The following is a 24,110-nucleotide window of genomic DNA, read 5'->3' on the forward strand; positions in this document are numbered from 1 at the left end:
TCAGGCACATAGTAAAACATTATTTAAAAATTATGAGCAAATATCATTTCCTGCACCAGTGATTCTAAAAGTCTCCAACTCAGCGGCTTTACCTTCGCCAGTATAAACATCAATATGTTTGCCTTTAATTGATGTACCAATATCTGAGGATTCAAAAACAATTTCATTCCAAGGGTAAGGTAATTTTGGAATGATCAAGTTTGTTTTTTGTTTAATGAGTTCAGAATCAACTGCAATTGATGGAACTAAAAGGATATTACCGTGAGAGTCAAGGGGAGAGTCACTCATATGAAAAGATTCATCATACCAACCCAAGTACATACCAGAATTGGTTTTACCCCAACCTTCTGTTTTAATTACCGATATAAAATCAGATTTAAAATATTGTATTTCATCATTTAATAAAATACCAATCAATTCACCAGCATAATCATCTTCAACAGGAGTAAAATAACCTGTAACATACCAATCAGAACTACAGTTTAAAAATTGACTCTGCGTTATCTTGTTTTCAATTGATGATGTTATTAAAAAATTTGTAACCGGATCATAATCATAATTCATCACTAATTGTACAATTCTATGTTCTTGTAAATATTGAATAACATTACCAAATTCTTCATAAGAGATCTTTTCATGAATTAAAAAATCATAGACAGTGAATATCCAAGTAGGAAAATAAAGATCTTCTGCAAATGCAGCATATCCTGATAAATGAACAATTCCCAACACAAATAACAAAATTATTAGATAATTTTTAACAACCACACTTGTCATGTTTATCATTATAATACGAACAAAATTATTAAAGAATCAGAAAAGATATCAGTAGTCATGCATTAACTTGTATTCCATGCTTTCTTTCCAATGACCACTGTCAATTTTAAACGAAGTGTTGCATTTTAAACAAAGAGATTCATTAGATATGTCTTGAAAAATTTCATTACACTTCTTACACAGGTATCTATTATGCAATACTCTGTAATCAACACCCAACGCCTTGATTTGTTTTTTACATTTAGGACATTTATCATTATCATATGTTGATTCAGGGGAAAAATTTCCACAATCAAAATGTTCAATTAATTTCACTTGATCAAAATTAGAATTTTTGCAATTTGGGCATTGATAAATCTGAGCAAGTTTCAAGCTTCCACAGGCATTACAACAGATCTCACGAATATTTTGCAGTGCTACAACTTTTCCTTCAGAAATAAGTTTTTGGAGATATGTTGTAACATCCTTTTCAGATAGATTACTCTGTTCAATTAATCGTGATAGCGTTACACGTTTGTAAGTATTAAAGTAACGATCAATGAGATGACAACCATCATTGTCTACAGATGAAGTATGTTCAAGAATGGATTCTTCTTCCTCTAAAATTTTCATTACATTTTTTATCGCTTCAAAATGAATTGGTTTTTGAATGTAATGATATGCTCCCAATCCAATTACTTCTTTAATTGGATCTTCATCTTTACCGCTTGCGGTTTCAATTATGATTTTTGTATTGGGTTGAATTATTAAAATTTGAGACATTACAGATTTTGCATTTGTATCAGGAAGATTATAATCTAAGAACACCAATGGAATAATTTTGTTATTTATTAATTCTTTAAAAAGAGCTAATCCAGATTCTCCAGTTGCAGTAGTTTTTATGTCAGCATAACCTAATTTTTTAAGAAATTCAGTTAGTAAAATCCCAATAGCCGTACTATCATCAATGATTAAGACTACATCTTTTGCACCCATAACAAACTCTCTAATTTATTCTAGAATAATAATTGTTTATAAAACAATAAACGCTTATTTTTGATGCATAGAATGAAATTTTTCACATTATTTGGGATGTTAGCCTTTTTGAGTTTTAGTATTTTTGGGAATGACCTTGCAGAAGCACAGGTTGATCCATTGAGCAATATTGTATTTTTACAAACAGGACAAATTAATACAGATGAAAATCAATTTCAAATTAGTAATGATATAACGGTAAGGGAGTTTTTTGGTGGAAAAATTATTCGTATTTCAGGTCAGACAATTGAAGGCTTTCCATACATAACATATTCCAAAGTATCTGAGGAAAAAACAGATTCAAGAGGCATAATTTTCATTAACGACCAATTTGTCAATTTGAGTTTTCAGGAAAAAATAACAGACAGTAAGACAATTACTGAAAAAAACGATGATCTAGCAATTTTAGTACAATATACTCAAAGAGTATATTCAGAAAAATATGCAAAGATAGATGTCAAAATTTTTGAAAAATCACAAAACAAATTAAATGATTTTTATCAAAATTATGGTTACAAACAAAACACAAACATTAGTGTGTCAATAATTAATGAGGATGATCAAACAGCTTTTTCATCCAATGGAATTACAGATAAAAATGGCCTATATCAAACAGAATTTTTCATTCCAGAAAATTTCAAAAGACAGACATTAACAGTGACAATTATTGCAGAAAATAATGATTCAAAATCATCAAGAGTTTTACAGATTTTTAGTCTAGGCCAACAATCTGATGATGGTAAATCATCAACACCATAATAGCACAAAAGACTAAATGGGTCAGAAAATTTAATTCTTCATTGATACATGGTCCATCACTTGGAATAGGTGCAGGTATTGCATCAATAGTCATAATTGTCATATTTTTAGGATTTCAAGGCAGTCAACCAGAATTAACAATAGAGCCAGCTCCTGAAATTCAAGAGTCAGGATCGTCAAAAATAACTATGAATACATTTTTGGCAAATGGGTCACCTATTCTTGGCAATCCAAACGCACCTGTCACACTTGTGGAGTTTGGAGATTACCAATGTCATTTTTGTAATGTATTTTTTCATTCAACTGAGGATCAAATATTAGAAAATTATGTAAAAACCGGAAAAGTACGAATGATTTTCAAAGACTACAATATTATTGGTCCTGATTCTGTTACTGCATCACATGGTGCACATTGTGCTGATGATCAGGAATTATTCTGGGAATATCATGATATTTTATATTCAAATTGGACTGGAGAAAATAATGGATGGGCATCATCAGAAAATCTTGTAAAATTTGCTCAAGAAGTAGGATTAGATTTGGATGAGTGGTCTGAATGTATGAATACACAAAAACACGCACAAATAATTCTTACAAGTAATGAGGATGCCAAGTCTCTTGAATTAACAGGAACACCAGCATTTTTTGTAATTGGTCCTGATGGAAAAACTACTCGTATTTTTGGGGCTCAACCATTTGAAGTGTTTGAAAACATTTTTGAGACAGAGCTTGGAAAAACAAAATAGCGATCAAATTATTTATAAACAATTTAAAAAAATTAGGAAAATTTCCTTCCTAGTTAGTTAGAATTCACACAATAACCTTATTAATGAAATATCGGAGCGAAGCTTATGGCAGCTGGTATTGATGATATTGCAATATACATTCCTAGATTGTATATTGATGCAGCTGATTTTGCAAAAGCAAGAGGGCTAGACCCAGTTAAATTACAAAAAGGCTTGGGAGTAGCGCAAATGGCAATCGTTGATGCAAATCAGGATCCAGCATGTCTTGCAGCAAACGCATGTTTAAAAATTATGCAAAAAAATAAACTATCTCCAGAAGATATTGGTAGATTGTATGTTTCAACAGAATCTGCATTTGATGAATCAAAAGCAATGAATTCATACGTTATTGGAATGTTAGAGCAGGTTTATGGTCAAGGTGCTTTTGAACACTGTGGAGGAGTTGAAACTAAATTTGCATGTGTTAGTGGTTCATATGCACTTTATGACAATACAAATTGGATTAGAGCAGGAGAAGCAGAAGGAAAACATGCACTAGTAGTAGTCTCAGATATTGCAAAATACGATATGGGTTCTAGTGGAGAGATGACTCAGGGTGCAGGAGCTGTTGTAATGTTATTAAATGATAAACCACGATTGTTGGCATTTGATCCTAAAGTAACAGCCACATCAATTAAAGACGAATATGATTTCTACAGACCATTTGGGAAAGAAACACCAATTGTACACGGACAGTATTCAAATTTACTTTATATGATTCAAGTTAGAAAAGCACTTGAATCATACAAGAAAAAAGTAATTTCATCAGGATTAATCAAAATAGAACCTGGAGAAACAATTTTAGATCATATGGATTACATCAATATGCATTTGCCCTATAGCAATATGGGAAAGAAAGCATTAGCATATCTAGTAAGACATGAATGGCGTCAACTGCCCAGATGGAAACGAATTTTGCAAGAAATAGGAATTGAAGAACCAAGACCAAAAGATCCTCGTGGAACAATTGAATCAGTATTGGCTGATGAAGAATTTATGGCAAAAGATCATGAATTTACAAAACTGTTTACCAAAACTCACGAATATCAAGAGGTGTATGAATCCAAACTTTCAAGTTCTTTAATTGCATCAAGTATGATTGGAAATTTGTATACTGCATCACTGTATTTGGGCTTTAGAAGTAGTTTGGAGTATGAATTTCAGAAAGGTGTGGATTTAGAAGGGAAAAGAATAGGATTTGGATCTTATGGAAGTGGAAGCAGTGCAATGGTGTTTAGCGGAGTAATTCAGCCAGAATTCAAAGAGATTGTCAGAGACATGAATTTAGAGGCAGAGATTGGAGACAGAAAGAAATTGACATGGGAAGAATATGAGGAATTGCACGAAAACAAACTTCTACCAGAAGAGTCCATGGTTCATTCAAAGAAAGAGTTTGTACTAGTAAATGTGAAAACAGATACTGAATCCAGAGGCGAAAGGCGTTACATCTTTAATGAATAGATTTTAAAATAATTTTAAACATTGAATGTCTTTTTCAAAATTTCTATAGATGTAAATATTATAAATCATAGAAATTTTGAAAAATTAAAAAAGAACCTATTTGATTAGGGTTTTTCATTACACCATTTTTGAGCAAATTCCTCCTAAGTGGAAATTCTAGATTTACATTTTACACATCAACACATTTTGGGATGTTTCGAAAATCACCAAACATGGACTTCATTTTTTTAATAACAGTTCATAACGAGTTAATTTTAAGGACATAAGGTGTTGTTACTTGAATAATTCTAATTCTTGTAATATTTTACTCATAGAATGTTTCCATCCTCTCATTGCAGTAATATCATGAGGGCGATTCTTTTCCAATTCCTCTTTTTGTTTTAATAATTCCTTATGCCTTTTATCCTCTATTCTAATCATCATTTGTAACCCAGTTTATCCTAAATTAAGCCTGTCTTTAATTGAATTTGATAGATTTTTAACGATTAAGGATTATTTTATCAAACACACACCACCTTATTATAATTAAAAAGAGAGTAAAGTTATGAATTCTAGAGCGTGGAAATGTTATAGATGTGATTTGACTTTTAGAGAAAAACCTACTGCCAAAATACACAATGAACTTTCAAAACATCCAATAGGAAAAATAGAATTAATTTCAGGATAAACCCAAATACAGGAAAATAATCTTAGCATAATAGAAAATTGGTTGAAGATGGTAATCCAATTAAGGAATACATATTTGAATATATTAACAATTCACAAATCATTCCCAAATTAATTTCTGAGAAAAAATTTGATCAAATAATTGAGGATGTGACAGAAAATTGTTATGATAAAATCGTTTCAATGGGAGAAAAAGAAGAGGCAGTTGGAATTTTAGCAACAGGATTACTGCATTATTTACTTACAAATGCTCTAATCACCAGTCAAAGAAAAATAAATTATAAAGGAATAGAGATAGACATTGTAATTCCAGACATTAAAACTTTAGAAAAAGACCAAAAAAAGACTTTACTAATTTGCATACTAAAATCTTCAGATGTTAACACAATTAATGAAAAAATATCTCTATTAGAAAAGATTCAACATGAAAAAGAAAACATTTGGCTAGTTTTATCAAAAAACATACCCATTAAAAAAAGATCATTCATATTATCTAAAAAAAATAATTCATTTTCAAAAATTATCTTTGAGATTGCACAGTTTAGTAATGTAGGTGGAATAAACAAATTTAAAATTTTACGAATTTGAATAATTATTTTAGAAAAATTCTCATATCTAGATTTTTTGTAAATATTCTATTCAATGAAGAATCACTCATATTTTTAATGAATGGAATTGAACCTAACACTTTAACACCGGTTAGGTTTTCTATATCTTGTTTTAATTCAGATATAGAATAACCCTTTTCAAAATTATTAATTATAATTCCTTTAATGGGGATTTTATAATTTTTGCACATAATACAAGTCATTAATGTATGATTTACGGTTCCAATTCTACTACTAGCAACAATAACTGTGGGAATATTCATGTCTTTAATCAAACTGGAAACATAGTAATTTTTCTTAATTGGAGTCAGGATCCCGCCCATTCCTTCAACTAGAATTAATTCATGAAGTTGAGATAATTTTTTGAAACTATTCAACACAGTTGCAATTTTCGGTTTAATTTTTAACATCCTTGAAGCAGTGTAGGGCGAAGCTGGAATAGGGAAAAATTGAGGGTTTACTAAATTTTCAGGATCGCTTATACCTGCAGCGTTTGATAAAATTTCAACATCTTCGGATTTGAATCCATTCTTTTGAACCACGCCGGCAGCAAAAGGTTTCATCACGCCAACGTCAATCCCCATCTTTCTTAGTGTCACTGCCAATCCTGCAGTCACATATGTTTTACCAACATCAGTATCAGTCCCAGTAATAAAGAAAGATTTCACTAGATATCATTTAGAATCATAATTGATTAATCTTATCGTTTGATTATTAAGAAGATCAGAAATAACAGGTTTGTTTGAAAAATACAAGTTTTGTTTGGCATCCAAATACACAGATGAAAGAATGGAGTTTGTTTGATGAAATTACTAGTGCAAAAGGAGTATGGTTAAGAGATTCAAAAGGTAACAAAACACTAGATGCGGTAGCATCAATGTGGTGTAATGTTTGGGGGCACTCAAATCAAGAATTAATAAATGCAATTACAAATCAAAGTAAAAAACTACAGCATTCCTCAATGTTTAATTTAACTAATGAACCTGCAGAAAAATTAGCTGAATATCTTGTGAAGATTTCTCCAAAAATGCACAAGGTGTTTTATTCAGATAATGGTTCTTCAGCAATGGAAATTGCCATCAAAATGGCATTACAATATTGGAAGAACATAGGAGAGAAAAATAAAACAAAAATCGCAACGTTGGAAAACGGATATCATGGAGATACATTTGGGGCAATGTCAGTAGGATATGTTCCAGAATTTTTTGGTAAGTTCAAAAAACAATTATTTACAACATTGCAATTTCCGGTACCTAACAAATATAGAGTTCCAAAAGGATTTACTTTTTTAGATTATCAAAATCATTGTTTAGAAAAAATAGAGAATGAATTTGCAAAAAGGAACAACATTGCGGCGTTTATCATGGAAAGTGGAGCACAAGTTGCAGGTGGAGTGATCATTTATCCAAAAGGGTTTCAAAATAAAATAAATAAATTGTGTAAGGAATATGATGTAATATTTGTATTAGATGAAATTGCTACAGGTTTTGGAAGATTAGGTTCAATGTTTCAATTTCAGGAACAAAAAAACACACCAGACATAGTAGCATATGGAAAAATGTTAACGGGGGGCTATCTCACAATGGCTGCAACATTAACAAGCAAAAAAGTATATGATTCGTTTTTAGGTGAATTCAATGATTGGAAACATCTCTTTCACGGACATACATATACTGGTAATCCGATTGCCGCAGCCGTTGCATTAGAAAATCTAAAGATGTATAAAAAATACAAATTGATTGAAAAAATTCAAAGCACATCTAAAATTTTTGAAAAATACTATCAAAAAATTTTGGAAATTGATATTGTGGGAGACATTAGACATAAAGGAATGCTAATGGGAATAGAATTAGTCACAGACAAAAAGAAAAAAACACCAATACATCCTAAAAAGTCAATAAACAAAATATTTTTTGAAGAAGGGAAAAGACATGGAATCTATCTTAGAACTCTTGGAAATATTGTAATGATAGTGCCTCCATTGGCCATTACTAAAAAAGAACTAGAATTACTCTTAGAGAAGACAATTTTAACCATAAAAGCTGCAAGAGCACAAGTAATTTGACCGTTAACCCCCAGGATAAAGAAAGGTTAACCTTTCCATTATTGTTATAAATGGAATATTTATTATTCCAATTATGAGTGCATATGAATTTATCAAAGAGTGTCAAGAAAAAGTATTTTCAGGAATCAGTATTTCTTCAGAAGACGCAAAAAAATTATTGAATATACAAGATGAAAAATTAAAAGAATTAGCAAAGTGTGCAAATGAAATAACTCGTGAATTCAACGGGAATAAAGTAGATGTTGAACAATTAAACAATATCAAAAAAAATGCATGCAGTGAAGACTGTACATTTTGTGGACAATCGGCATTTTTTGACACAGGTATAGATACATATCAATTACCTTCACCTGAAGATGTAGTAAGTAAAGCGCAAAAAGCTAAAGAGGATGGTGCGGAATCATATTGTCTTGTTGCAGCTTGGAGAGAACCAACAACTAGGGATTTTGAAAAAGTTTGTAAAATTATAAGTGAGATCAATGATAAAGTAGGGATCAATGTGGAGTGTAGTTTAGGATTTCTAACACCAGAACAAGCAAAAAAACTAAAAGAACTTAAAGTCAAAAGATACAATCATAATTTGGAAACTGCAAAATCAAAATTTCCCGAAATATGTACAACACATACGTATGAAGACAGATTGAAAACATTGAAAATTGCAAGAGACGCAGGATTAGAATTGTGTACTGGCGGGATTATCGGATTAGGAGAAACACGAGAACAGAGACTGGAATTGGCACTTGAATTAGGAAGACTATATCCAGAAGAAGTAACAATCAACATTCTAGTTCCAATGCCCGGAACTCCATTAGAATTACAAACAGATCTTCCAAATTCTGAAATAGTTAGAATTTTTTCAGTTATACGATTTTTACTACCTGAATCAGTAATCAAAATTTCTGGCGGTCGAGAATCAAAACTGGAAGATTCTGGAGAGGAACTTCTCCAAAGTGGTGCCAACGGAATAATCACTGAAGGGTATCTAACTATGGGAGGAAATGAGGCTAAAAAAGACCGAGAATTAATAGAGAAAATTGGCCTCCAATCATAAACTAAACTTTGTTGATTCTGAATTAGAAAATCTAAAACGACTGAATCTTTATAGAAAATTACGATATGGAAAATCCAAAGGGCCTCACATAATCATCAACAATAAAAAATTATTGAATTTATGCTCAAATGATTATTTAGGGATACATTCATCACAAATTCAAATAAATCAACTTCAATCAAGTTCAAGATTAGTATCAGGAAACGATGAATCATATAAAAAATTAGAAAGCATTCTTGCAAAACATAAATCACAACAAAACAGTCTGGTATACCCTACAGGATATATGGCAAATCTAGGTGCAATAAGTGCTATTGCCAAGAAAAAAGACATCATTCTAAGTGATGAGTTAAATCATGCAAGCATTATTGAATCATGCAAGCTTACTGATTCAAAAATTATTATTTACAAACATAATGATATGCAAGATTTAGAAAAAAAACTCAAATTAAAAGTAAATAACAAATTCGTAATTACTGAAGGAATATTCAGCATGGATGGAGATTTTTCGTCATTAAAACAAATATCAGAATTATCAGAAAAACAAAATGCAATAACAATAGTAGATGATGCACACGGTGATTTTGTTGTTGGAAAAGATGGAAGTGGAACTCCAAGTTATTTTAATGTAGAAAAGAAAATTGATTTATACATAAGCAGTCTAAGTAAAGGTCTAGGATCTTTTGGAGGGTATGTTGCATCAAAAAATAATGTAATTGATTTATGCATAAATAAATCAAAATCATTCATTTACACATCAGCGCTTCCTTCATTTTTAATTGAATATTCAATAAAGAGGTTCAAATCAAATAGAGAAGAACGAAAGAAAAAACTAGAAAGAAATACTAGAAAATTAATTAAAGGATTAAAGCAAATTGGATTTGAAATCAATTCCACCACTCATATAATTCCAATAATCATAGGAGATGAAAAAAAGGCTATAGAGTTTGGAGAATTCTTGATGAACAGAGGAGTTTTTGCCCAACCAATTAGATATCCAACAGTTCCCAAAAACAAGGCAAGATTAAGAATTTCGGTCACAGCATGGCTGTCAGATAAAGACATTGAAAGATCGCTTGAAATTTTCGAGAAAGCATTTAGAAAATTTTGCAACTAGCGCATAGAATCAAATCCACCAATAGCAGGAGAACCAATAATTACAGCTAGTGTGATTACTATGCCCAAGGCAATACCCACTAAGATAAATCGCTTATTCACACTAAAAGTTACAATGACCTAGATAAAAACGGATTGTAGGTTTATCGAGTAATTTGGAAGAATGCTTTAAAGGAAAAATAGTACATTTAATGCATGAGTGAGATCAATCTGGCAATAGCTGCACTTGCAGGATTAGGATCATTTGTAGCTCCATGCATCTTACCAATGATACCGGCATTTTTGGCATATATTTCAGGAACAACACTTACAGAATTAAATCAAGCAGGAAATGCCAAAGTATTCACTATAAACAGAACCAACATTGTTTTGAATTCAGTATTCTTTGTTCTAGGATTTTCAGTGGTGTTCTCAATATTAGGAGTAATTATTAACAGTGTACTAGGAACAGCAGCTGAAGAATTTGTAGGTGTGTTAAATCAAGTAGGAGGAATTATCATCATAGGATTTGGAATATTTTTACTTCTTTCAACAAAGATCAATAAATTAAATATAGAAAAAAAATTCTTTCCTAAAAGATCAAAAGCAAGTTATCCTATGTCGTTTGTTTTTGGATTAGCATTTGCTGCAGGTTGGACACCATGTGTTGGTCCAATATTAGGCACAATACTTACACTGGCTGCAACAACTCCATCTGTTGCATTTAATTTACTATTAGTTTACTCCTTAGGATTAGGAATTCCATTCATTTTGATCGGAGTATTTTATTCTAGGGCAACCAGAATTATTCGTTCTATGAGCAAACACCTGAAATATTACAATTTAGTATTAGGTGGGTTTATTATGATTTTAGGAATTTTGGTTTTCACAAATCAATTAGCATATATTGCAAATTTTCCACTTCTTAACGAATTATTATTTTTAGGGTGATCATTTGAAATCGGAAATTAAAACTGCGTTAATCTTAGGAATTGTGATAGCCATGGGACTTGTGATTATAAGTATTACTTTCTCAACTTTAGATGAAAAATCTGAAACAGCAAATATTCAGGAAGCAAAAACACTTGATAAAATTGACAAATCAAGATTCAAAATGGCTCCAGATTTAGTAGGCATATCACATTACTTGAACACCACTCCAGAAGAATTAAAAAAACAAATTGAAAATAAAGTGGTGCTTTATGATATTTGGACATACAGTTGTATCAATTGTGTAAGAACACTACCTTACATCACTGCATGGGACGATAAATATGAAGAACAGGGATTGTTAGTAATAGGAATTCATTCACCAGAATTTGAATTTGAAAAAAATCCTGAAAATGTCAAAATGGCAATTGAAAAATATGGTATAGAATACCCTGTCGTGATGGATAACGATATGGAAACATGGAAAGCTTTTGAGAACAGATATTGGCCAAGAAAGTACATTGCAGATCATGAAGGATACATAAGATATGATCACATTGGCGAAGGCGGATATCAGGAAACTGAAAAAATCATTCAACAGCTTTTAGAAGAACGCGATGCATCACTTGGAATTCAGATGGCATCATCTGGACCACTTGTAGAATTAGAAGAATTTGAACATACAATGTTCAGAACGCCTGAATTGTATTTTGGTTACAATTTTGCTCAGAATAGAAATCAGTTAGGAAGTGATGAAGGATTTCAACCAGAAAAAATTGTAAGTTATTCAGAACCGGATAAAATTGATTTACACAAGTTTTACCCAATAGGAAATTGGAAAAATCATGAAGATAGTATGGAATTGGCATCTGCAAATGGATCAATCAAATTACTTTACAACGCAAAAGAAGTAAATCTAGTTACTGCAAATAATGCAGAACTAGAGATATTTCTTGATGGGGAACCGCTGCCATCAAAGTATTCAGGTAAAGACATCATATTTGAAAATAAAATAACAGTTTCAGAACCAGGATTATACAACATAATTAGCAGTGAAATTAGTTCTTCACACACTATGGAAATTAAGGTTGTAGGAAAGGGATTTCAAATATTTACATTTACTTTTGGATAGTGTATCTGAAGCCTCTTGTCACTCCAGTTACAGTATCAGTGGTGACAAACCTCTTTAAAACAAAAATTTTCATCAATATTGAGGAAATTAAGGTTTGATAAGCAATTCATGGAATAAAGCAGAAAGAGAAAGCATATCTCAAAAAGTAATGGGAAGGGTAAAACCAGACGAGCCATTAAAGAACAAAATTGACTTTGCACAAAAAAAATTACAATTTCAAATTTCAAAATTAGAATCAATAAATGAAAAATTGCAGAAAAAACACGATATTATCTTTGAGAAGATAGTAAATGCACAAAGAAACAACAAACCCAGTTATGCACAAGCATATGCAGGAGAATTAACTCAAGTTAGAAAAATGAAAAACATGGTAAGCGGTGCCAAACTTTCAATGGAACAGGTCAAACTTAGACTAGACACAGTATCGGAATTGGGAGATGTAGTAGTAACACTTAGTCCATGTATGTCAATCATTAAAGGTCTTAGTCCGTCACTTAATGGAATAATGCCAGAGGCCAATGCTTCAATGCAAGATTTGTCACAAATACTTGGTGATGTGATGTCAGGCTCATCAGTAAACATGGGAGATGCTATGAATATGGGTACTGAAACAAATGCAGACACATTGGCAATTCTTGAAGAAGCACATAATGTAATTGCAGGTCAAACCAAATCATCAATCCCAGATGTTCCAGATAGTCTGAAAAAACAAATTGTTGAGAGAAAATCAGATATTTTCATCTAGAAATTATATAGATTTGAAATAAAAATCACTGGAAATTGGTTTGTGACCAAAAGTGCCAATAGAAATACTTCTTGATCGGGCAGAATGAAGACTTGTAAATTCCAATTTTCCAATGATTTTAGTCTTGGATGACTCGTAAGGTATGATAGACCAAACATACAAGACCAACATTATTGAAGTTATGAAATTATTATAGATGTCTGAAATTACATTTTCATATTATATGATAATAGATTCATGGTTTTTATGATTTCATTTCACAGACATATAACAAAAAACTGGATCAATCATCATGTTTAATACAAAAATTGCATTATAAAAAATATGAATCAAGAAACAAAGCCTTGGGTATTAGTAAGCAGCATACAAAAAGAAACAAAACCAGTTGATCTTGAAATGATAACCTCCCAAATATCAACTCTTGTGGATGAATGGCAATCACATGGAAAAATAATGTGGTCAGGTGCATTTGATAATCAAGTTTCATCTATGGCAGTTTTTGAGGCTACAGAACAAGAAGCAAAAGAATTTTTCAAAAAATATGAAAAGATTTGTTCAGGAATACTAACTTATGAAATGTACCAATGGGATGCAATGCCAATTCTATCAATCTTATCAAATTAATGATAAGATTTTTTCTTATTCTAAAAATAGAATAAATTGTAAAAACAAGAATGGAATTAAAATGTAAAGTGAAGAAGAAAAATCATAATGAATAAAGCAATCTGTTAAAACATATCTAAGATATTCGAAAAGAATTACTTTGACTTCTTTTTACTTTTTTGAATTAATATTTTCTTTATTCTAGAAATTGTAGGGTAGCTGTATCCACGTCGACGATAATTTGCTATCATCATCTTCCAATTTTTTAGTCTCCATTGAGCTTGCTCGGCAGTAACAGAATGAACTTCTTTTTGAATAATGCTTTTTCTTCCAACCTTAAGAGTTCCCGCATCTTTCGCAGACCATCGGTTTTTTGCGAATTTTAAACCTGTAAGAATTTCTTTTACAGGCATTTCTTTGAAATATTCTTTAATCTTTTTTAATTCTGCATCTGAAAGGTTATCAGAAATCGGTAACTCAATAGTGGTTTTTATCATAAATAACCTATTACCTAATACTTTAAGAGAATCATGCTAAACCAGAATTAACTAAAATAGAGAAAATTAGAAATTGTTTGATACTGATTGAAAAATTCAAACAATGAATGGAGTTTGGTTAACAAGGCAATGGAATGGTAGTAGTTTTACACAAGGTGTTATACATGCCAAATCCAAAAATTATGGTTGCAAAAACAATCAACGGAATCAAAACAAAAATTTTAGTTTTAAGACCCATGTTTAAAATAAAATGAGTCAATATAAAATTGTGACAGTTTCAATCAATATCAATAGTAAAAGTACCTTTTGTTTTTGGATTTTGTAATAAAGATACCATCGTCCTGGGCAACAAATCAGATGCCTTATCACATTTTATTGCCAAAGTTCTAGGACAAATAAAATCACTTTTTCGTATTACAATGTCTTTAGTATGAGCAAGGATCAATTCTGGATGCCCTCTTCCTTCTAAAATAAATTCATCATCACCTACACTAATAGTGAATTTTATCTTTGAATTAGAATTTTTTAATTTATTTTTTAACTCTAATGGTAAATCAGCACAACTGGATGTTGCATTTACACCCACAATGCAATCCCCTTGAGGAGTTAAATGAGATTCTTTTGTAATTTCAATAGTTTTTTGATGGTTGGATCTAATATTTTCATGTCCAAAAAATTCAATTTCAAATTTCACAATACTTGAATAAAAAAAACTCAAATTAAACGTTCATGAAAATTATTTTAAATCACATTTCATTGTTTCCATTTTTGTGCTTCTATAGTACATTTATCATAAAAATCAGCAGATACATAATTACAAACTCTATCTTGAAATTTTCGAAAGAATTTACTTAGACACTCATATTGATTTTCTTCTTCAAGATAGTCCAAACATATTTGTGGACTTCGTTTCATGTATGCAAAATTACCAATACATTCTTGAGGATTATCAAATTTCAGACACATTTTTGGTTCATCCATATTTAATGCAGAATTTACTTCTTTTACTAAAGATTTTTCAGAAGACACTGAAGTAAATGAGCCAATTATCGAAAATGCAATAACCATGATTACTGCTATCATCATCAAACCGCCAATTGTAAAACCAAACATAGGATTCATTTTCTAGGATCTAGAATTGTGTAAAATTTTTAATAAAATACTGGGTATTTTATTTTGATATACAAGATATTATATGTAAAATCAATTTTTTGCAAAATAACAAAAACGATCAGTGTTTTTTCGAGCCTAGTTAAAGTAGCGAAATATTTCTCAGAGTACGGTTTAAATTGTACATTCAAAGCATTGGAATCAAATGCTTCCTGCACAACAAGGTTACGATAGAGCAATTACTGTATTTTCGCCTGATGGCAGATTATATCAAGTAGAGTATGCAATAGAGACGGTACGAAGAGGGACAATTGCCGTAGGTGTTAAATGTAAAGATGGCATAATTATTGCAGTAGAAGAAAAACCAAGAAAATTACAAATCTCAAACACTGCTCAAAAGATTTTTCAAATTGATGATCATGTAGGAGTGGCCGCAGCAGGATACATCCCAGATGCAAGAAGTCAAGTAGATAATGCACGATTCTTTTCTCAAAGTAATAAAATGATTTATGATGAACCAGTTGAAGTTGAAACTATTGCAAAACACCTAGCGGATCAATGCCAACAATACACGCAATACGCAGGAGTAAGACCATATGGGGTTGCGCTGATTCTTGGGGGAGTTGTAAATAATACACCGCAATTGTATCTAACAGATCCTAGTGGAACTTACATATCATATGATGCAATTGCAATTGGTTCAGGTTCAGATCAAGTTACAGACTTTTTAGAAAAAACATACAAAGATGATCTTTCACTAGATGAAGCAGCAACGTTAGCCGCTGCTGGAATTTATCTGTCAAGTGAAGATAAAGAAGGGACAAGCCATATCAGAATGGCACATATTAAAACAGAAACTGAGTTGTACGAATTAGTTTCAGATGAGCAAATTGCAAATTATGCAAAAACTGCAAGAGAAAAATATCCACACGACCAAAAATAATTACATTGAGTGGTTTGGAGAGATCAAATTACGTTGAAACTATCTGTTGCAATCCCAGAATCAGCATTATCGGATGAATCGCTTAAGATAGATAAAACGAGGAAAATTTCTGTTCTTGCAAGAGCATGTGCCATTTTTAAAATTGATACGATATATGTCTATCAAGAAGGAAATAACAGAACAGATGGAAGTCTAATGGTGATGATTTTAAAATATTTAGAGACACCACAGTTTTTGAGAAGAAGGTTATTTCCAAAAATAAATGATTTAAAATTTGCAGGAGTTTTGCAACCACTAAAAATTCCAAGCCACATAACTCCAGTAAATTCCAAAAAAATCAATGTAGGAGATATACGAGAAGGAATTGTAATCAGTGTGAAAGGTAAAAGATTTGTTGATGTAGGAATAAATCAACTAATCCCATTTTTTGGCAAGACGTCAATTGGTAAAAGAGTTACAGTTCAATTTAAAGAAGGGTTTCCAAAATTATCTGTAAAAGAGATAGGCAAAAGCGAAGTTAAAACATATTGGGGATATTCTGTCAAAGAGAGAGCAAATTTATTTTCAGTATTGACAGAATGGAAAGGAAATGTAATCATCACATCCAGAAAAGGTAAAACTGCGACAAAAGAACAGATTTCCAAATATATAAAATCAGAACAACCCACACTCATAGTTTTTGGATCTCCCGAAAAAGGGATTCACGAAATTCTTGGCGGAAAAATGAAAAATGTTCAAAATGCAAAATCATTGAATTTTTTCCCCAATCAAGCCACCGAAACTATACGGTTAGAAGAAGCATTGTTAGGAACATTGGCAATAATTAATGCCCAAAGTACTTCATAAAATGGCAGAAAGAAAAAATTTCTTATTGTTGGCTATTGCATTAGGAGTTGTAGGAATTATAATTGGCGGAATTACTATTTGGAATAGTGCATCAGATTTGATAAAGCCATAACATTTTAGGCATATATGGTTAACCAGTATTTTTCTAGTGGTTAACGAAGTCTCACATGGTTTAATAGAGGGAAATCGAGACGCGTTTTATCCATGGGCGCTAGAAAGAACCATCAACCACGTAGAGGAAGTCTTGCATATTCACCTAGAATACGTGCTAAAAGTATGGAGGCACGAATTAGATCATGGCCAAAATTAAATTCAGAAGAACCAAAGATTTTAGCTCATTGTGGTTTCAAAGCAGGGTGTGTACAAATAGTAACTATCGATGATCGTGAAAAAGTTCCAAATGCAGGAAAACAACTTGTAAGCCTTGGAACAGTTCTAGTTACACCACCGGTATTAATTCTAGGTATTAGAGGATACTCAAAAGATCATGATGGAATGCATGCAGAATTTGATGTATATGCAGAAGATATTCCAAAATACATTTCAAAAGAAATTACAGTGAAAAACAAAGAAGGTGCATTAGACAATGCAGAAAAATCCCTTCGAAAAATTAAAGAGATTTTTGCAATTGTTGCCGTATCTCCACGTGCAGCAGGCTTAGAACAGAAAAAACCTTACATCTTTGAAGCTTCAGTTAGCGGAGGAGACATACAAAAACAATTTACTCATGTCAAAGAATTACTTGGAAAAGAGATCAAAATTGATCAGATTTTTGAAACAGGTGCAAGTGTAGATGTTGCAGCAATCACTAAAGGTAAAGGATGGCAAGGAGTTATTCAAAGATGGGGAGTAAAAAAGAAACAACACAAATCAAGAAAGACAGTTAGAGAGGTAGGTTCACTTGGCCCAATTTCCCCACAAAGTGTCATGTATACAGTACCAAGAGCAGGACAAATGGGATTTCATCAAAGAATAGAATATGATAAACGAATCATGATTATGGGTAATACAAATGACGAGCAGATTAAAATCAATCCAGACGGAGGCTACAAACACTTTGGATTAGTAAAAGGAGATTTTATTATTCTAAAAGGATCCGTTCCAGGAACATATAGAAGATTGATTAAACTCAGAAGTCAGATTAGAAATGTGCCAGTTAAAATTACCAAGCCAAACATTTTGGAGGTCGTAATTTAATGAAAACAGCATCTTATTCAATAGCAGGAGTAAAGGATGGCGAAATAGAGCTTCCACTAGTATTTTCAACTCCTTTTAGAAGAGAATTGATTCACAAAGCTTTTACCAATTTAACTTCACATAAATTCCAACCACAGGGAAGACATCCATCTGCAGGTCAAGATGTGGTTGCAGATTCTAATGATCCACCAACAGGTCAAGGTGTAGCACGTGTTGCAAGAAGTTCTGGTGGAGGTGGCGGAAGACAAGGACAAGGTGCAGAAGTTGCATCAACCAGAGGCGGGAGACAAGCACATCCGCCAATTGTAGGTAAAGTAATTTATAAAAAATTAAACAAAAAAGAAAACAAATTAGCATTATGCTCCGCAATAGCTGCAACAGGTTCAAAAGAACTTGTTAAATTACGAGGCCATAAAATTGACGGGATTGAATCATTCCCAATCATAGTGTCTGACGAAATAGAATCAATGTCAAAAACAAATGAAATCTTCAAAGTATTAGATGCATTAAAACTCACACAAGATGTAGAAAGATTAGAATCAAGAAGACCACGTTCAGGACAATCGAGACTTAGAGGACGTAGTAAAAAAATCGGAAAGAGTGTTTTGTTTGTTACAAAAGATGCTTCAAATATCAAAAAGGCAATAGGTGCGCTACCAGGAGTAGAAGCAAAAAGTGTCAAAGACTTAAGCATATTAGATTTAGCTCCAGGTTCAGATCCAATTAGATTAACAGTATATTCCAAATCGGCAATTGAAGAAATTGCAAAAATTAAATCAACACATTTAGAGGTCATGGTGAAAACACAATGAACGTAGATCAAGCAAACAAAATCATTCTCAAACCATACATTACAGAAAAAACATTTGCCATGGTAGAAAACGAAAGTAAAATTTGTTTTATTGTAGAACGATCTGCAAGTAAACCAGAAATTGCCGAAGCAGTAAAAGCACTATACAAAGAAAATGTCACTAACGTTAACACCGCAAGGACAATTTATGGTAAAAAAGCATTTGTTCAATTCGAAAATACAGAAAAAGCAAGAGATTTGGCGACAAAGATAGGAATGCTATAATATGGACCACAAAGCTCAATGTACATTAACAGAGGAGAAGAAGATTGGTTAAAGAATTTCTATACAGAGGCATTCCAAAAGAGGATCTTGACAGCATGTCCTTAGAAAAATTATTCCTATTATTCAATTCCAGACAGAGAAGATCCCTTACAAGAGGAATTACCGATGGAAAGAGAAAATTGATTGAAGAGATCAAAGCTGCAAAAGCAGGAAAAGTAAAAAATCCCATAAAGACACATGTTAGAGACTTGATTGTTTTACCATACATGGTGGGTGTTACAGTAAATGTATTTTCAGGAAAAGAATTTCGTCCAGTAAGTATTACCGCAGAAATGATTGGGCATTATTTAGGAGAATACGTAATAACAAACAAGAGAGTTTCACACGGCGCACCTGGTGTTGGTGCATCAAGATCCAGTCTCTACGTACCATTAAAGTGATTATCATGGGTAGATTCAATTACGCTTTCCAAAATTATGATGCAACAAAACACGTACGTTCATCATTACGAGAAAAAGATATTTCACACAAGCATGCACGTGAGGTGGCTGTTTCTATCAAAGGATTATCAATTGAAAAAGCAAGAGATTATCTAATTGCAGTAGTTAACAAAAAAAGAGCGGTTGCGTTTAGAAGATATAAGAATCAAGTAGGACATAAATCAGATCCAGGAATGATGTCAGGACGTTATCCACAAAAAACAGCAAAAGAGTTTATCAAAGTTTTAGATAATTTAGAATCAAATGCAGAATACAAAGGAATGGATTTAGATAGATTACGAATTATTAATGCCACTGTCCACAAAGGAGTAATTGTTAAGAGATTCATCCCAAGAGCTATGGGAAGGGCAACTCCCAAAAACAACGTACTGACACATGTAGAATTGGTGGCACAGGAGATTTAGAAATGTCAGCAGTCAAAAACGTAATCAAAGACAACTACAACATGATGCTTCTGAAAGACTATCTAAGAGAAGCAATTAAGGATGCAGGATTTTCTCATGCAGAGATTTCAAAAACTCCAGTAGGAACCAGAGTTGCATTACATGTAACTAGACCAGGCATAGTTATTGGAAGAAAAGGTTCTGGAATCAGAACATTAACAGACAAACTTGCATCAGACTTTGGATTAAAAAATCCACAAATTTCAGTAGTAGAAATTGAAAAACCAGAGTTATCTCCAAGCGTCATGTGTAATAGAATGGCAGCACATTTGGAGAGAGGAACTGCTTTTAGAAGGGCAACTATGTGGACACTAAAACAAATTATGGAAAATGGTGCCATGGGTGTTCAAATTACAATATCAGGTAAACTAAGAGGAGATCGTTCTGCATTTGAGAAACACACTGCAGGAATTTTACCAAGAGCAGGTCACCATGCAGAAGTAATAGTTGCAGAAGACATTGCACACGTAAAAACAGCCATGGGTTTAATTGGAATTAGAATAAGAATTGCTAGAAAAGATAAATTAATTCCCGAATTTGAAATGAAGACTCAAAAAGCAATGAAGATTAAACAAGTCAAAGATGAAGACACAGGAAAAATGAGAGATGAAACTATAGCAGAGACAAAAGCAAGAACAGAATCAGAACAAATTGCACTAGAAGAAGAAAGAATGAAAGAGCTTGAAACGCTAGAAGAAGAAGAGGCCAGATTCAAATGACCAGGATAAGCATGAAGACAATAAAGCAGTTAAATGAAAAAGATCTTAAAAGCAAGATTCAAGAGGCACGCAGTGAACTTGCAAAACTCAGAGTCGATGCTTCCAAAGGAACTCTAAGAAAAGAAAGTGGTAAACTAAAACCTCTTAGACATGATATTGCAAGGATGCTAACTAGAATAAACGAGATGAAGAAAGAGAAATGATCACAGCAGACAATATCACATCACATGAATTTATCGGATTACATACAGAGATTGTTAAATCCACAAATCCACAAGTTATAGGATTAAATGGAAGAATCATAAATGAAACAAAATCGATGTTTACAATAAATACAGAAAAAGGAATAAAATCAATTGCAAAATCAACAAACAATTGGAAATTTTCAATTGAGAATAAAGATGTGATTGTGGAAGGGTCTAGAATTACAAAAAGACCATTTGATAGAATAGGAGATAAGGCATGACACGGAATATTGGATTAAAAGTGAAAGAACCAAAGGGAGAATGTGCAGATAAACATTGTCCATTCCATGGAAATTTGTCAATTAGAGGAAAGCTCTTTGATGGCAAAGTGACAGGAAGTAAGGCAAGACAAACAATTACGTTACAAAAAGATGCACCAATTTATTTTAGCAAATTTAAGAGATATGCAAGAGGGACAAGTACGATTCATGCACATGTACCTGAATGTATTAATGTTGAAACAGGAAATCATGTTTTAACTGCAGAGTGCAGGCCGATATCAAAATCAGTGTCATATGTAGTTGTAGAGGTTAGATCATAATGGCAAAACAAGCAGGTAAGGGAGTAGAAGAATTCCGCCCATATGTCACACGTTCAATACCCGTAGGAGCAAATATTGTATGTGCAGACAACTCAGGTGCCAAAATTTTAGAGATCATCAATGTACCAAGACATAAAACAAGAGTGTCACGACTTCCTGCAGCAGCAGTAGGAGATTTCTGTAATGTTGTAGTAAAGAAAGGGCCAGCAGAGTTGAGAAAACAAGTGTATGGCGCAGTTATTGTTCGACAAAAATATGCAGTTCGTAGATTAAACGGGGTTAGAGTTTGTTTCGAAGACAATGCAGCAGTATTAATCACGCCCGAAGGAGAAACAAAAGGAACAGACATCAAAGGACCAGTAGCTGCAGAAGCTTCAGAAAAATGGCCAAGAGTAGCTAACTTGGCATCAATGGTGGTATAAGAAAATGAAGCCAACAAAAATGCGTAACAAGATGATGTATCAAGCAACATTCCAAACTAGAAGTAAGCAACTTGGAAGTGCATTATCAAAAGAACTTCGTAAAAAATATGGCAAGAGAAGTGTTCGGGCTATTGAAGGAGACAGCGTAACTATACTTAGAGGAGAATTCAAAGGAGTTGAAGGAAAAATATCCAAAGTATCTACAGAAAAGAGCAGTGTTGCAATTGAAGGAGTCAAAAAAGAAAAAACAAAAGGAGACAAATTTGATGTTTATATTCACACATCCAATCTGGTAGTAACATCACTTAGTACTGATGATAGGTGGAGAATTTCAAAACTAGAAGGTAAAGATCCAAGGAAACAACCCAAAGAAACACAGGTAAAAGATAAACCAGTTGAAGAAGAGACTAAAGAAACAAAAGTAGCAAATAAAGAAAAAAAGGAAGATGAGAATTAATGGTAAGTATTAGTGGAAGTAAAAAACTCAAACGTCAAATGGCCCCACAGTTTTGGGGAATTGCTAGAAAAGATAAAAGATTCGTAATCAATGTAAAACCAGGTCCACATAAAAGGAACCACGCAGTACCAACGGCAGTATTTCTAAGAGATATGTTAAAAATTGTAACTAGTCTTAGAGAAGCAAAAGCTTCAATTTATTCGGGCAAAGTAAAGGTTGATGGGATTGTAAGAAAATCATTACATCATGCAATAGGATTAATGGATGTAGTAGAATTAGAAAATGTTTCAGATATTTATCGTCTGGTTCCAACCGAAGAGAAATTACTAAAACCGATAAAGATTAACGAATCAGAGAAATCGAAAAAATTAGTTAGAGTCACGACCAAAACTACAATTGGCAAAGGCCAAACACAAATAGGATTTCATGACGGACGTTCAATCATTTCAGACAGTAAAGTAAATGTTGGTGACACATGCTTGATACAAATTCCAGATGTAAAAATACTTGAAATAATAAAATTAGAAGTAGGCAGTCACGGATTAGTTACACGTGGAAATAATACCGGGAGAATTGGCAGAATAGAAACAATCGAAGAAGGAACATTCATTCTTCCAAAAAGAGTTATCTTATCATTAGATGAAAGAAAAATCGAAATTCCAGCAGACATCATTATGTCAATAGGTAAAGGAGAGCCAGTTATTCAAATAAAGTGATCATATGTCTCAAACAACAGAACCAATAATGAAAAAAATATCTCTCGAGAAAATAGTTCTCAATATGGGAGTAGGTAAATCAGGAGATTCAATTAACATTGCAAAAAAAGCACTGGATCAAATATCAGGAAAAAAATCATCATCGAGAGCTGCCAAAGAAACACAAAGAGATTGGGGAGTTAGAAAAGGCGAACCAATAGGTGTAGCAGTAACAATTCGTGGAGATGACGCAAAAGAACTACTAAAAAGATTGTTAGAAGCAAAAGGAAATACAGTCAATGGCAAATCATTTGATAACTTTGGGAATTATTCATTTGGAATTAAAGAACACATAGACATTCCAGGGGTAAAATATGATCCGCAAATAGGAATTTTGGGTTTAGGAATCTCAATCACATTAACAAGACCAGGTTACGGAATTAGGAATAGAAGTAAACACAAAGCAAGTGTCGGAAAAAAACACATAATCAGCAATCAAGAAGCAAAGGATTATCTAGTAAAAGAATTCGGAGTGACAGTAGCATAATGGCAAAAGATAGATCATACGAGACTACTGGAAGAAAAAAGCATGATTTTGGCAGAGGTTCAAGATGGTGTAAAAGATGCGGAGATTATACAGCTGTAATTCAAAAATATGATTTAATGCTATGCAGACGATGCTTCAGAGAAGTCGCAACATCTTTAGGGTTTAGGAAAAATAAGTGATAT

35 protein-coding genes are annotated in these 24,110 nt (G+C 32.5%); 28 read left to right on the forward strand and 7 right to left on the reverse strand.

All coding sequences use genetic code 11. From position 1 onward, the window contains the following. Positions 1–30 precede the first annotated feature (30 nt). Both OO712_RS05600 and OO712_RS05605 read right to left on the reverse strand, forming a co-directional pair. Complete coding sequence (locus OO712_RS05600; protein WP_160049180.1) at positions 31–777, reverse strand: 3D domain-containing protein; 747 nt, start codon at positions 775–777, stop codon at positions 31–33. A gap of 48 nt (positions 778–825) precedes the next feature. Continuing rightward, the gene (locus tag OO712_RS05605) at positions 826–1,752 is read right to left on the reverse strand and encodes a TackOD1 domain-containing metal-binding protein (protein ID WP_109875888.1); all 927 of its coding nucleotides are present in this window, start codon (positions 1,750–1,752) and stop codon (positions 826–828) included. Between the two features lie 108 nt (positions 1,753–1,860). On the opposite strand from OO712_RS05605, the gene OO712_RS05610 reads away from it, so the two are divergent. From OO712_RS05610 to OO712_RS05620, 3 genes are all read left to right on the forward strand, one after another. Next, the gene (locus OO712_RS05610) at positions 1,861–2,550 is read left to right on the forward strand and encodes a hypothetical protein (RefSeq protein WP_225866791.1); all 690 of its coding nucleotides are present in this window, start codon (positions 1,861–1,863) and stop codon (positions 2,548–2,550) included. 41 nt (positions 2,551–2,591) lie between these two features. Then, positions 2,592–3,296 (forward strand): DsbA family protein, encoded by a 705-nt coding sequence (locus OO712_RS05615; protein ID WP_109875889.1) that lies wholly within the window; start codon positions 2,592–2,594, stop codon positions 3,294–3,296. Positions 3,297–3,401: 105 nt separating this feature from the next. Next, the gene (locus OO712_RS05620) at positions 3,402–4,796 is read left to right on the forward strand and encodes a hydroxymethylglutaryl-CoA synthase family protein (RefSeq protein WP_109875890.1); all 1,395 of its coding nucleotides are present in this window, start codon (positions 3,402–3,404) and stop codon (positions 4,794–4,796) included. A gap of 273 nt (positions 4,797–5,069) precedes the next feature. Here OO712_RS05620 and OO712_RS05625 read toward each other — a convergent pair whose 3' ends face one another. Then, positions 5,070–5,219, reverse strand: coding sequence for a hypothetical protein (locus OO712_RS05625; RefSeq protein ID WP_200829014.1), 150 nt, complete (start codon positions 5,217–5,219; stop codon positions 5,070–5,072). Between the two features lie 121 nt (positions 5,220–5,340). Between OO712_RS05625 and OO712_RS05630 the strand changes: the two genes are divergently transcribed. Together OO712_RS05630 and OO712_RS05635 are read left to right on the forward strand one after the other, a co-directional pair. Then, complete coding sequence (locus OO712_RS05630; RefSeq protein WP_263970041.1) at positions 5,341–5,463, forward strand: hypothetical protein; 123 nt, start codon at positions 5,341–5,343, stop codon at positions 5,461–5,463. A 38-nt stretch (positions 5,464–5,501) separates the two neighbouring features. Next, positions 5,502–6,050, forward strand: a complete 549-nt coding sequence (locus tag OO712_RS05635) for a hypothetical protein (RefSeq protein ID WP_109875891.1) — start codon at positions 5,502–5,504, stop codon at positions 6,048–6,050. Between the two features lie 4 nt (positions 6,051–6,054). Here the strand turns inward: OO712_RS05635 and bioD are convergent, their stop codons facing one another. Then, positions 6,055–6,738, reverse strand: coding sequence for a dethiobiotin synthase (bioD, locus tag OO712_RS05640; protein WP_109875892.1), 684 nt, complete (start codon positions 6,736–6,738; stop codon positions 6,055–6,057). Positions 6,739–6,851: 113 nt separating this feature from the next. On the opposite strand from bioD, the gene bioA reads away from it, so the two are divergent. The 7 genes from bioA to OO712_RS05675 all read left to right on the forward strand — a co-directional run bounded on the left by bioA (position 6,852) and on the right by OO712_RS05675 (position 13,712). Next, positions 6,852–8,135 (forward strand): adenosylmethionine--8-amino-7-oxononanoate transaminase, encoded by a 1,284-nt coding sequence (bioA, locus tag OO712_RS05645; protein ID WP_264953971.1) that lies wholly within the window; start codon positions 6,852–6,854, stop codon positions 8,133–8,135. A 73-nt stretch (positions 8,136–8,208) separates the two neighbouring features. After that, on the forward strand, positions 8,209–9,186 hold the full coding sequence (gene bioB, locus OO712_RS05650) for a biotin synthase BioB (protein WP_109875894.1): 978 nt from the start codon (positions 8,209–8,211) through the stop codon (positions 9,184–9,186). Continuing rightward, positions 9,170–10,303 (forward strand): aminotransferase class I/II-fold pyridoxal phosphate-dependent enzyme, encoded by a 1,134-nt coding sequence (locus tag OO712_RS05655; protein WP_109875895.1) that lies wholly within the window; start codon positions 9,170–9,172, stop codon positions 10,301–10,303. Before bioB ends, OO712_RS05655 begins: the two co-directional genes overlap by 17 nt. A gap of 194 nt (positions 10,304–10,497) precedes the next feature. Continuing rightward, positions 10,498–11,232 (forward strand): cytochrome c biogenesis CcdA family protein, encoded by a 735-nt coding sequence (locus tag OO712_RS05660; RefSeq protein ID WP_109875896.1) that lies wholly within the window; start codon positions 10,498–10,500, stop codon positions 11,230–11,232. Between the two features lie 4 nt (positions 11,233–11,236). After that, on the forward strand, positions 11,237–12,343 hold the full coding sequence (locus tag OO712_RS05665; protein WP_109875897.1) for a redoxin family protein: 1,107 nt from the start codon (positions 11,237–11,239) through the stop codon (positions 12,341–12,343). Positions 12,344–12,437: 94 nt separating this feature from the next. Continuing rightward, positions 12,438–13,088, forward strand: coding sequence for a Snf7 family protein (locus OO712_RS05670; RefSeq protein WP_109875898.1), 651 nt, complete (start codon positions 12,438–12,440; stop codon positions 13,086–13,088). A 324-nt stretch (positions 13,089–13,412) separates the two neighbouring features. Continuing rightward, entirely contained in the window at positions 13,413–13,712 is a 300-nt protein-coding gene (locus OO712_RS05675; protein ID WP_109875899.1) for a hypothetical protein, read from the forward strand. Between the two features lie 134 nt (positions 13,713–13,846). Here OO712_RS05675 and OO712_RS05680 read toward each other — a convergent pair whose 3' ends face one another. The 3 genes from OO712_RS05680 to OO712_RS05690 form a co-directional block, all read right to left on the reverse strand. Then, a complete protein-coding gene (locus OO712_RS05680; RefSeq protein ID WP_109875900.1) occupies positions 13,847–14,188 on the reverse strand; it encodes a hypothetical protein in 342 nt (113 codons plus the stop codon). A 277-nt stretch (positions 14,189–14,465) separates the two neighbouring features. Then, a complete protein-coding gene (locus OO712_RS05685) occupies positions 14,466–14,882 on the reverse strand; it encodes a DUF371 domain-containing protein (RefSeq protein WP_109876242.1) in 417 nt (138 codons plus the stop codon). A gap of 59 nt (positions 14,883–14,941) precedes the next feature. After that, entirely contained in the window at positions 14,942–15,310 is a 369-nt protein-coding gene (locus OO712_RS05690; RefSeq protein WP_109875901.1) for a hypothetical protein, read from the reverse strand. A gap of 193 nt (positions 15,311–15,503) precedes the next feature. Between OO712_RS05690 and psmA the strand changes: the two genes are divergently transcribed. From psmA to OO712_RS05770, 16 genes are all read left to right on the forward strand, one after another. Then, a complete protein-coding gene (gene psmA / locus OO712_RS05695) occupies positions 15,504–16,241 on the forward strand; it encodes an archaeal proteasome endopeptidase complex subunit alpha (protein WP_109875902.1) in 738 nt (245 codons plus the stop codon). A 33-nt stretch (positions 16,242–16,274) separates the two neighbouring features. Beyond that, complete coding sequence (locus tag OO712_RS05700; RefSeq protein ID WP_109876243.1) at positions 16,275–17,087, forward strand: putative RNA uridine N3 methyltransferase; 813 nt, start codon at positions 16,275–16,277, stop codon at positions 17,085–17,087. Positions 17,088–17,291: 204 nt separating this feature from the next. Next, complete coding sequence (locus OO712_RS05705; RefSeq protein WP_109875903.1) at positions 17,292–18,284, forward strand: 50S ribosomal protein L3; 993 nt, start codon at positions 17,292–17,294, stop codon at positions 18,282–18,284. Beyond that, positions 18,284–19,096, forward strand: coding sequence for a 50S ribosomal protein L4 (gene rplD, locus OO712_RS05710; RefSeq protein ID WP_109875904.1), 813 nt, complete (start codon positions 18,284–18,286; stop codon positions 19,094–19,096). The genes OO712_RS05705 and rplD overlap by 1 nt, the downstream gene beginning before the upstream one ends. Beyond that, a complete protein-coding gene (locus OO712_RS05715) occupies positions 19,093–19,359 on the forward strand; it encodes a 50S ribosomal protein L23 (protein WP_109875905.1) in 267 nt (88 codons plus the stop codon). The genes rplD and OO712_RS05715 overlap by 4 nt, the downstream gene beginning before the upstream one ends. Before the next feature lie 44 nt (positions 19,360–19,403). After that, the gene (locus OO712_RS05720) at positions 19,404–19,799 is read left to right on the forward strand and encodes a 30S ribosomal protein S19 (protein WP_109875906.1); all 396 of its coding nucleotides are present in this window, start codon (positions 19,404–19,406) and stop codon (positions 19,797–19,799) included. Positions 19,800–19,804: 5 nt separating this feature from the next. Further along, positions 19,805–20,263, forward strand: a complete 459-nt coding sequence (locus OO712_RS05725) for a 50S ribosomal protein L22 (protein ID WP_109875907.1) — start codon at positions 19,805–19,807, stop codon at positions 20,261–20,263. Between the two features lie 2 nt (positions 20,264–20,265). Continuing rightward, on the forward strand, positions 20,266–21,021 hold the full coding sequence (locus tag OO712_RS05730; protein WP_109875908.1) for a 30S ribosomal protein S3: 756 nt from the start codon (positions 20,266–20,268) through the stop codon (positions 21,019–21,021). Next, entirely contained in the window at positions 21,018–21,224 is a 207-nt protein-coding gene (gene rpmC / locus OO712_RS05735) for a 50S ribosomal protein L29 (protein WP_109875909.1), read from the forward strand. The genes OO712_RS05730 and rpmC overlap by 4 nt, the downstream gene beginning before the upstream one ends. Further along, the gene (locus tag OO712_RS05740) at positions 21,221–21,487 is read left to right on the forward strand and encodes a ribonuclease P protein component 1 (RefSeq protein ID WP_109875910.1); all 267 of its coding nucleotides are present in this window, start codon (positions 21,221–21,223) and stop codon (positions 21,485–21,487) included. The genes rpmC and OO712_RS05740 overlap by 4 nt, the downstream gene beginning before the upstream one ends. Continuing rightward, positions 21,484–21,807, forward strand: a complete 324-nt coding sequence (locus OO712_RS05745) for a 30S ribosomal protein S17 (RefSeq protein WP_109875911.1) — start codon at positions 21,484–21,486, stop codon at positions 21,805–21,807. Before OO712_RS05740 ends, OO712_RS05745 begins: the two co-directional genes overlap by 4 nt. Next, entirely contained in the window at positions 21,807–22,229 is a 423-nt protein-coding gene (locus OO712_RS05750) for a 50S ribosomal protein L14 (protein WP_109875912.1), read from the forward strand. The genes OO712_RS05745 and OO712_RS05750 overlap by 1 nt, the downstream gene beginning before the upstream one ends. 4 nt (positions 22,230–22,233) lie before the next feature. After that, the gene (gene rplX, locus OO712_RS05755) at positions 22,234–22,686 is read left to right on the forward strand and encodes a 50S ribosomal protein L24 (RefSeq protein ID WP_109875913.1); all 453 of its coding nucleotides are present in this window, start codon (positions 22,234–22,236) and stop codon (positions 22,684–22,686) included. Further along, positions 22,686–23,402 (forward strand): 30S ribosomal protein S4e, encoded by a 717-nt coding sequence (locus OO712_RS05760; protein ID WP_109875914.1) that lies wholly within the window; start codon positions 22,686–22,688, stop codon positions 23,400–23,402. Before rplX ends, OO712_RS05760 begins: the two co-directional genes overlap by 1 nt. A gap of 4 nt (positions 23,403–23,406) precedes the next feature. Further along, positions 23,407–23,928: a 50S ribosomal protein L5 gene (locus OO712_RS05765; protein WP_109875915.1), complete on the forward strand. Its 522-nt coding sequence runs from the start codon at positions 23,407–23,409 to the stop codon at positions 23,926–23,928. Next, the gene (locus OO712_RS05770) at positions 23,928–24,107 is read left to right on the forward strand and encodes a 30S ribosomal protein S14 (RefSeq protein ID WP_109875916.1); all 180 of its coding nucleotides are present in this window, start codon (positions 23,928–23,930) and stop codon (positions 24,105–24,107) included. The genes OO712_RS05765 and OO712_RS05770 overlap by 1 nt, the downstream gene beginning before the upstream one ends. Positions 24,108–24,110: the final 3 nt, after the last annotated feature.

This window comes from Nitrosopumilus zosterae (genome assembly GCF_025998175.1).
Taxonomy (GTDB): Archaea; Thermoproteota; Nitrososphaeria; order Nitrososphaerales; family Nitrosopumilaceae; genus Nitrosopumilus; species Nitrosopumilus zosterae.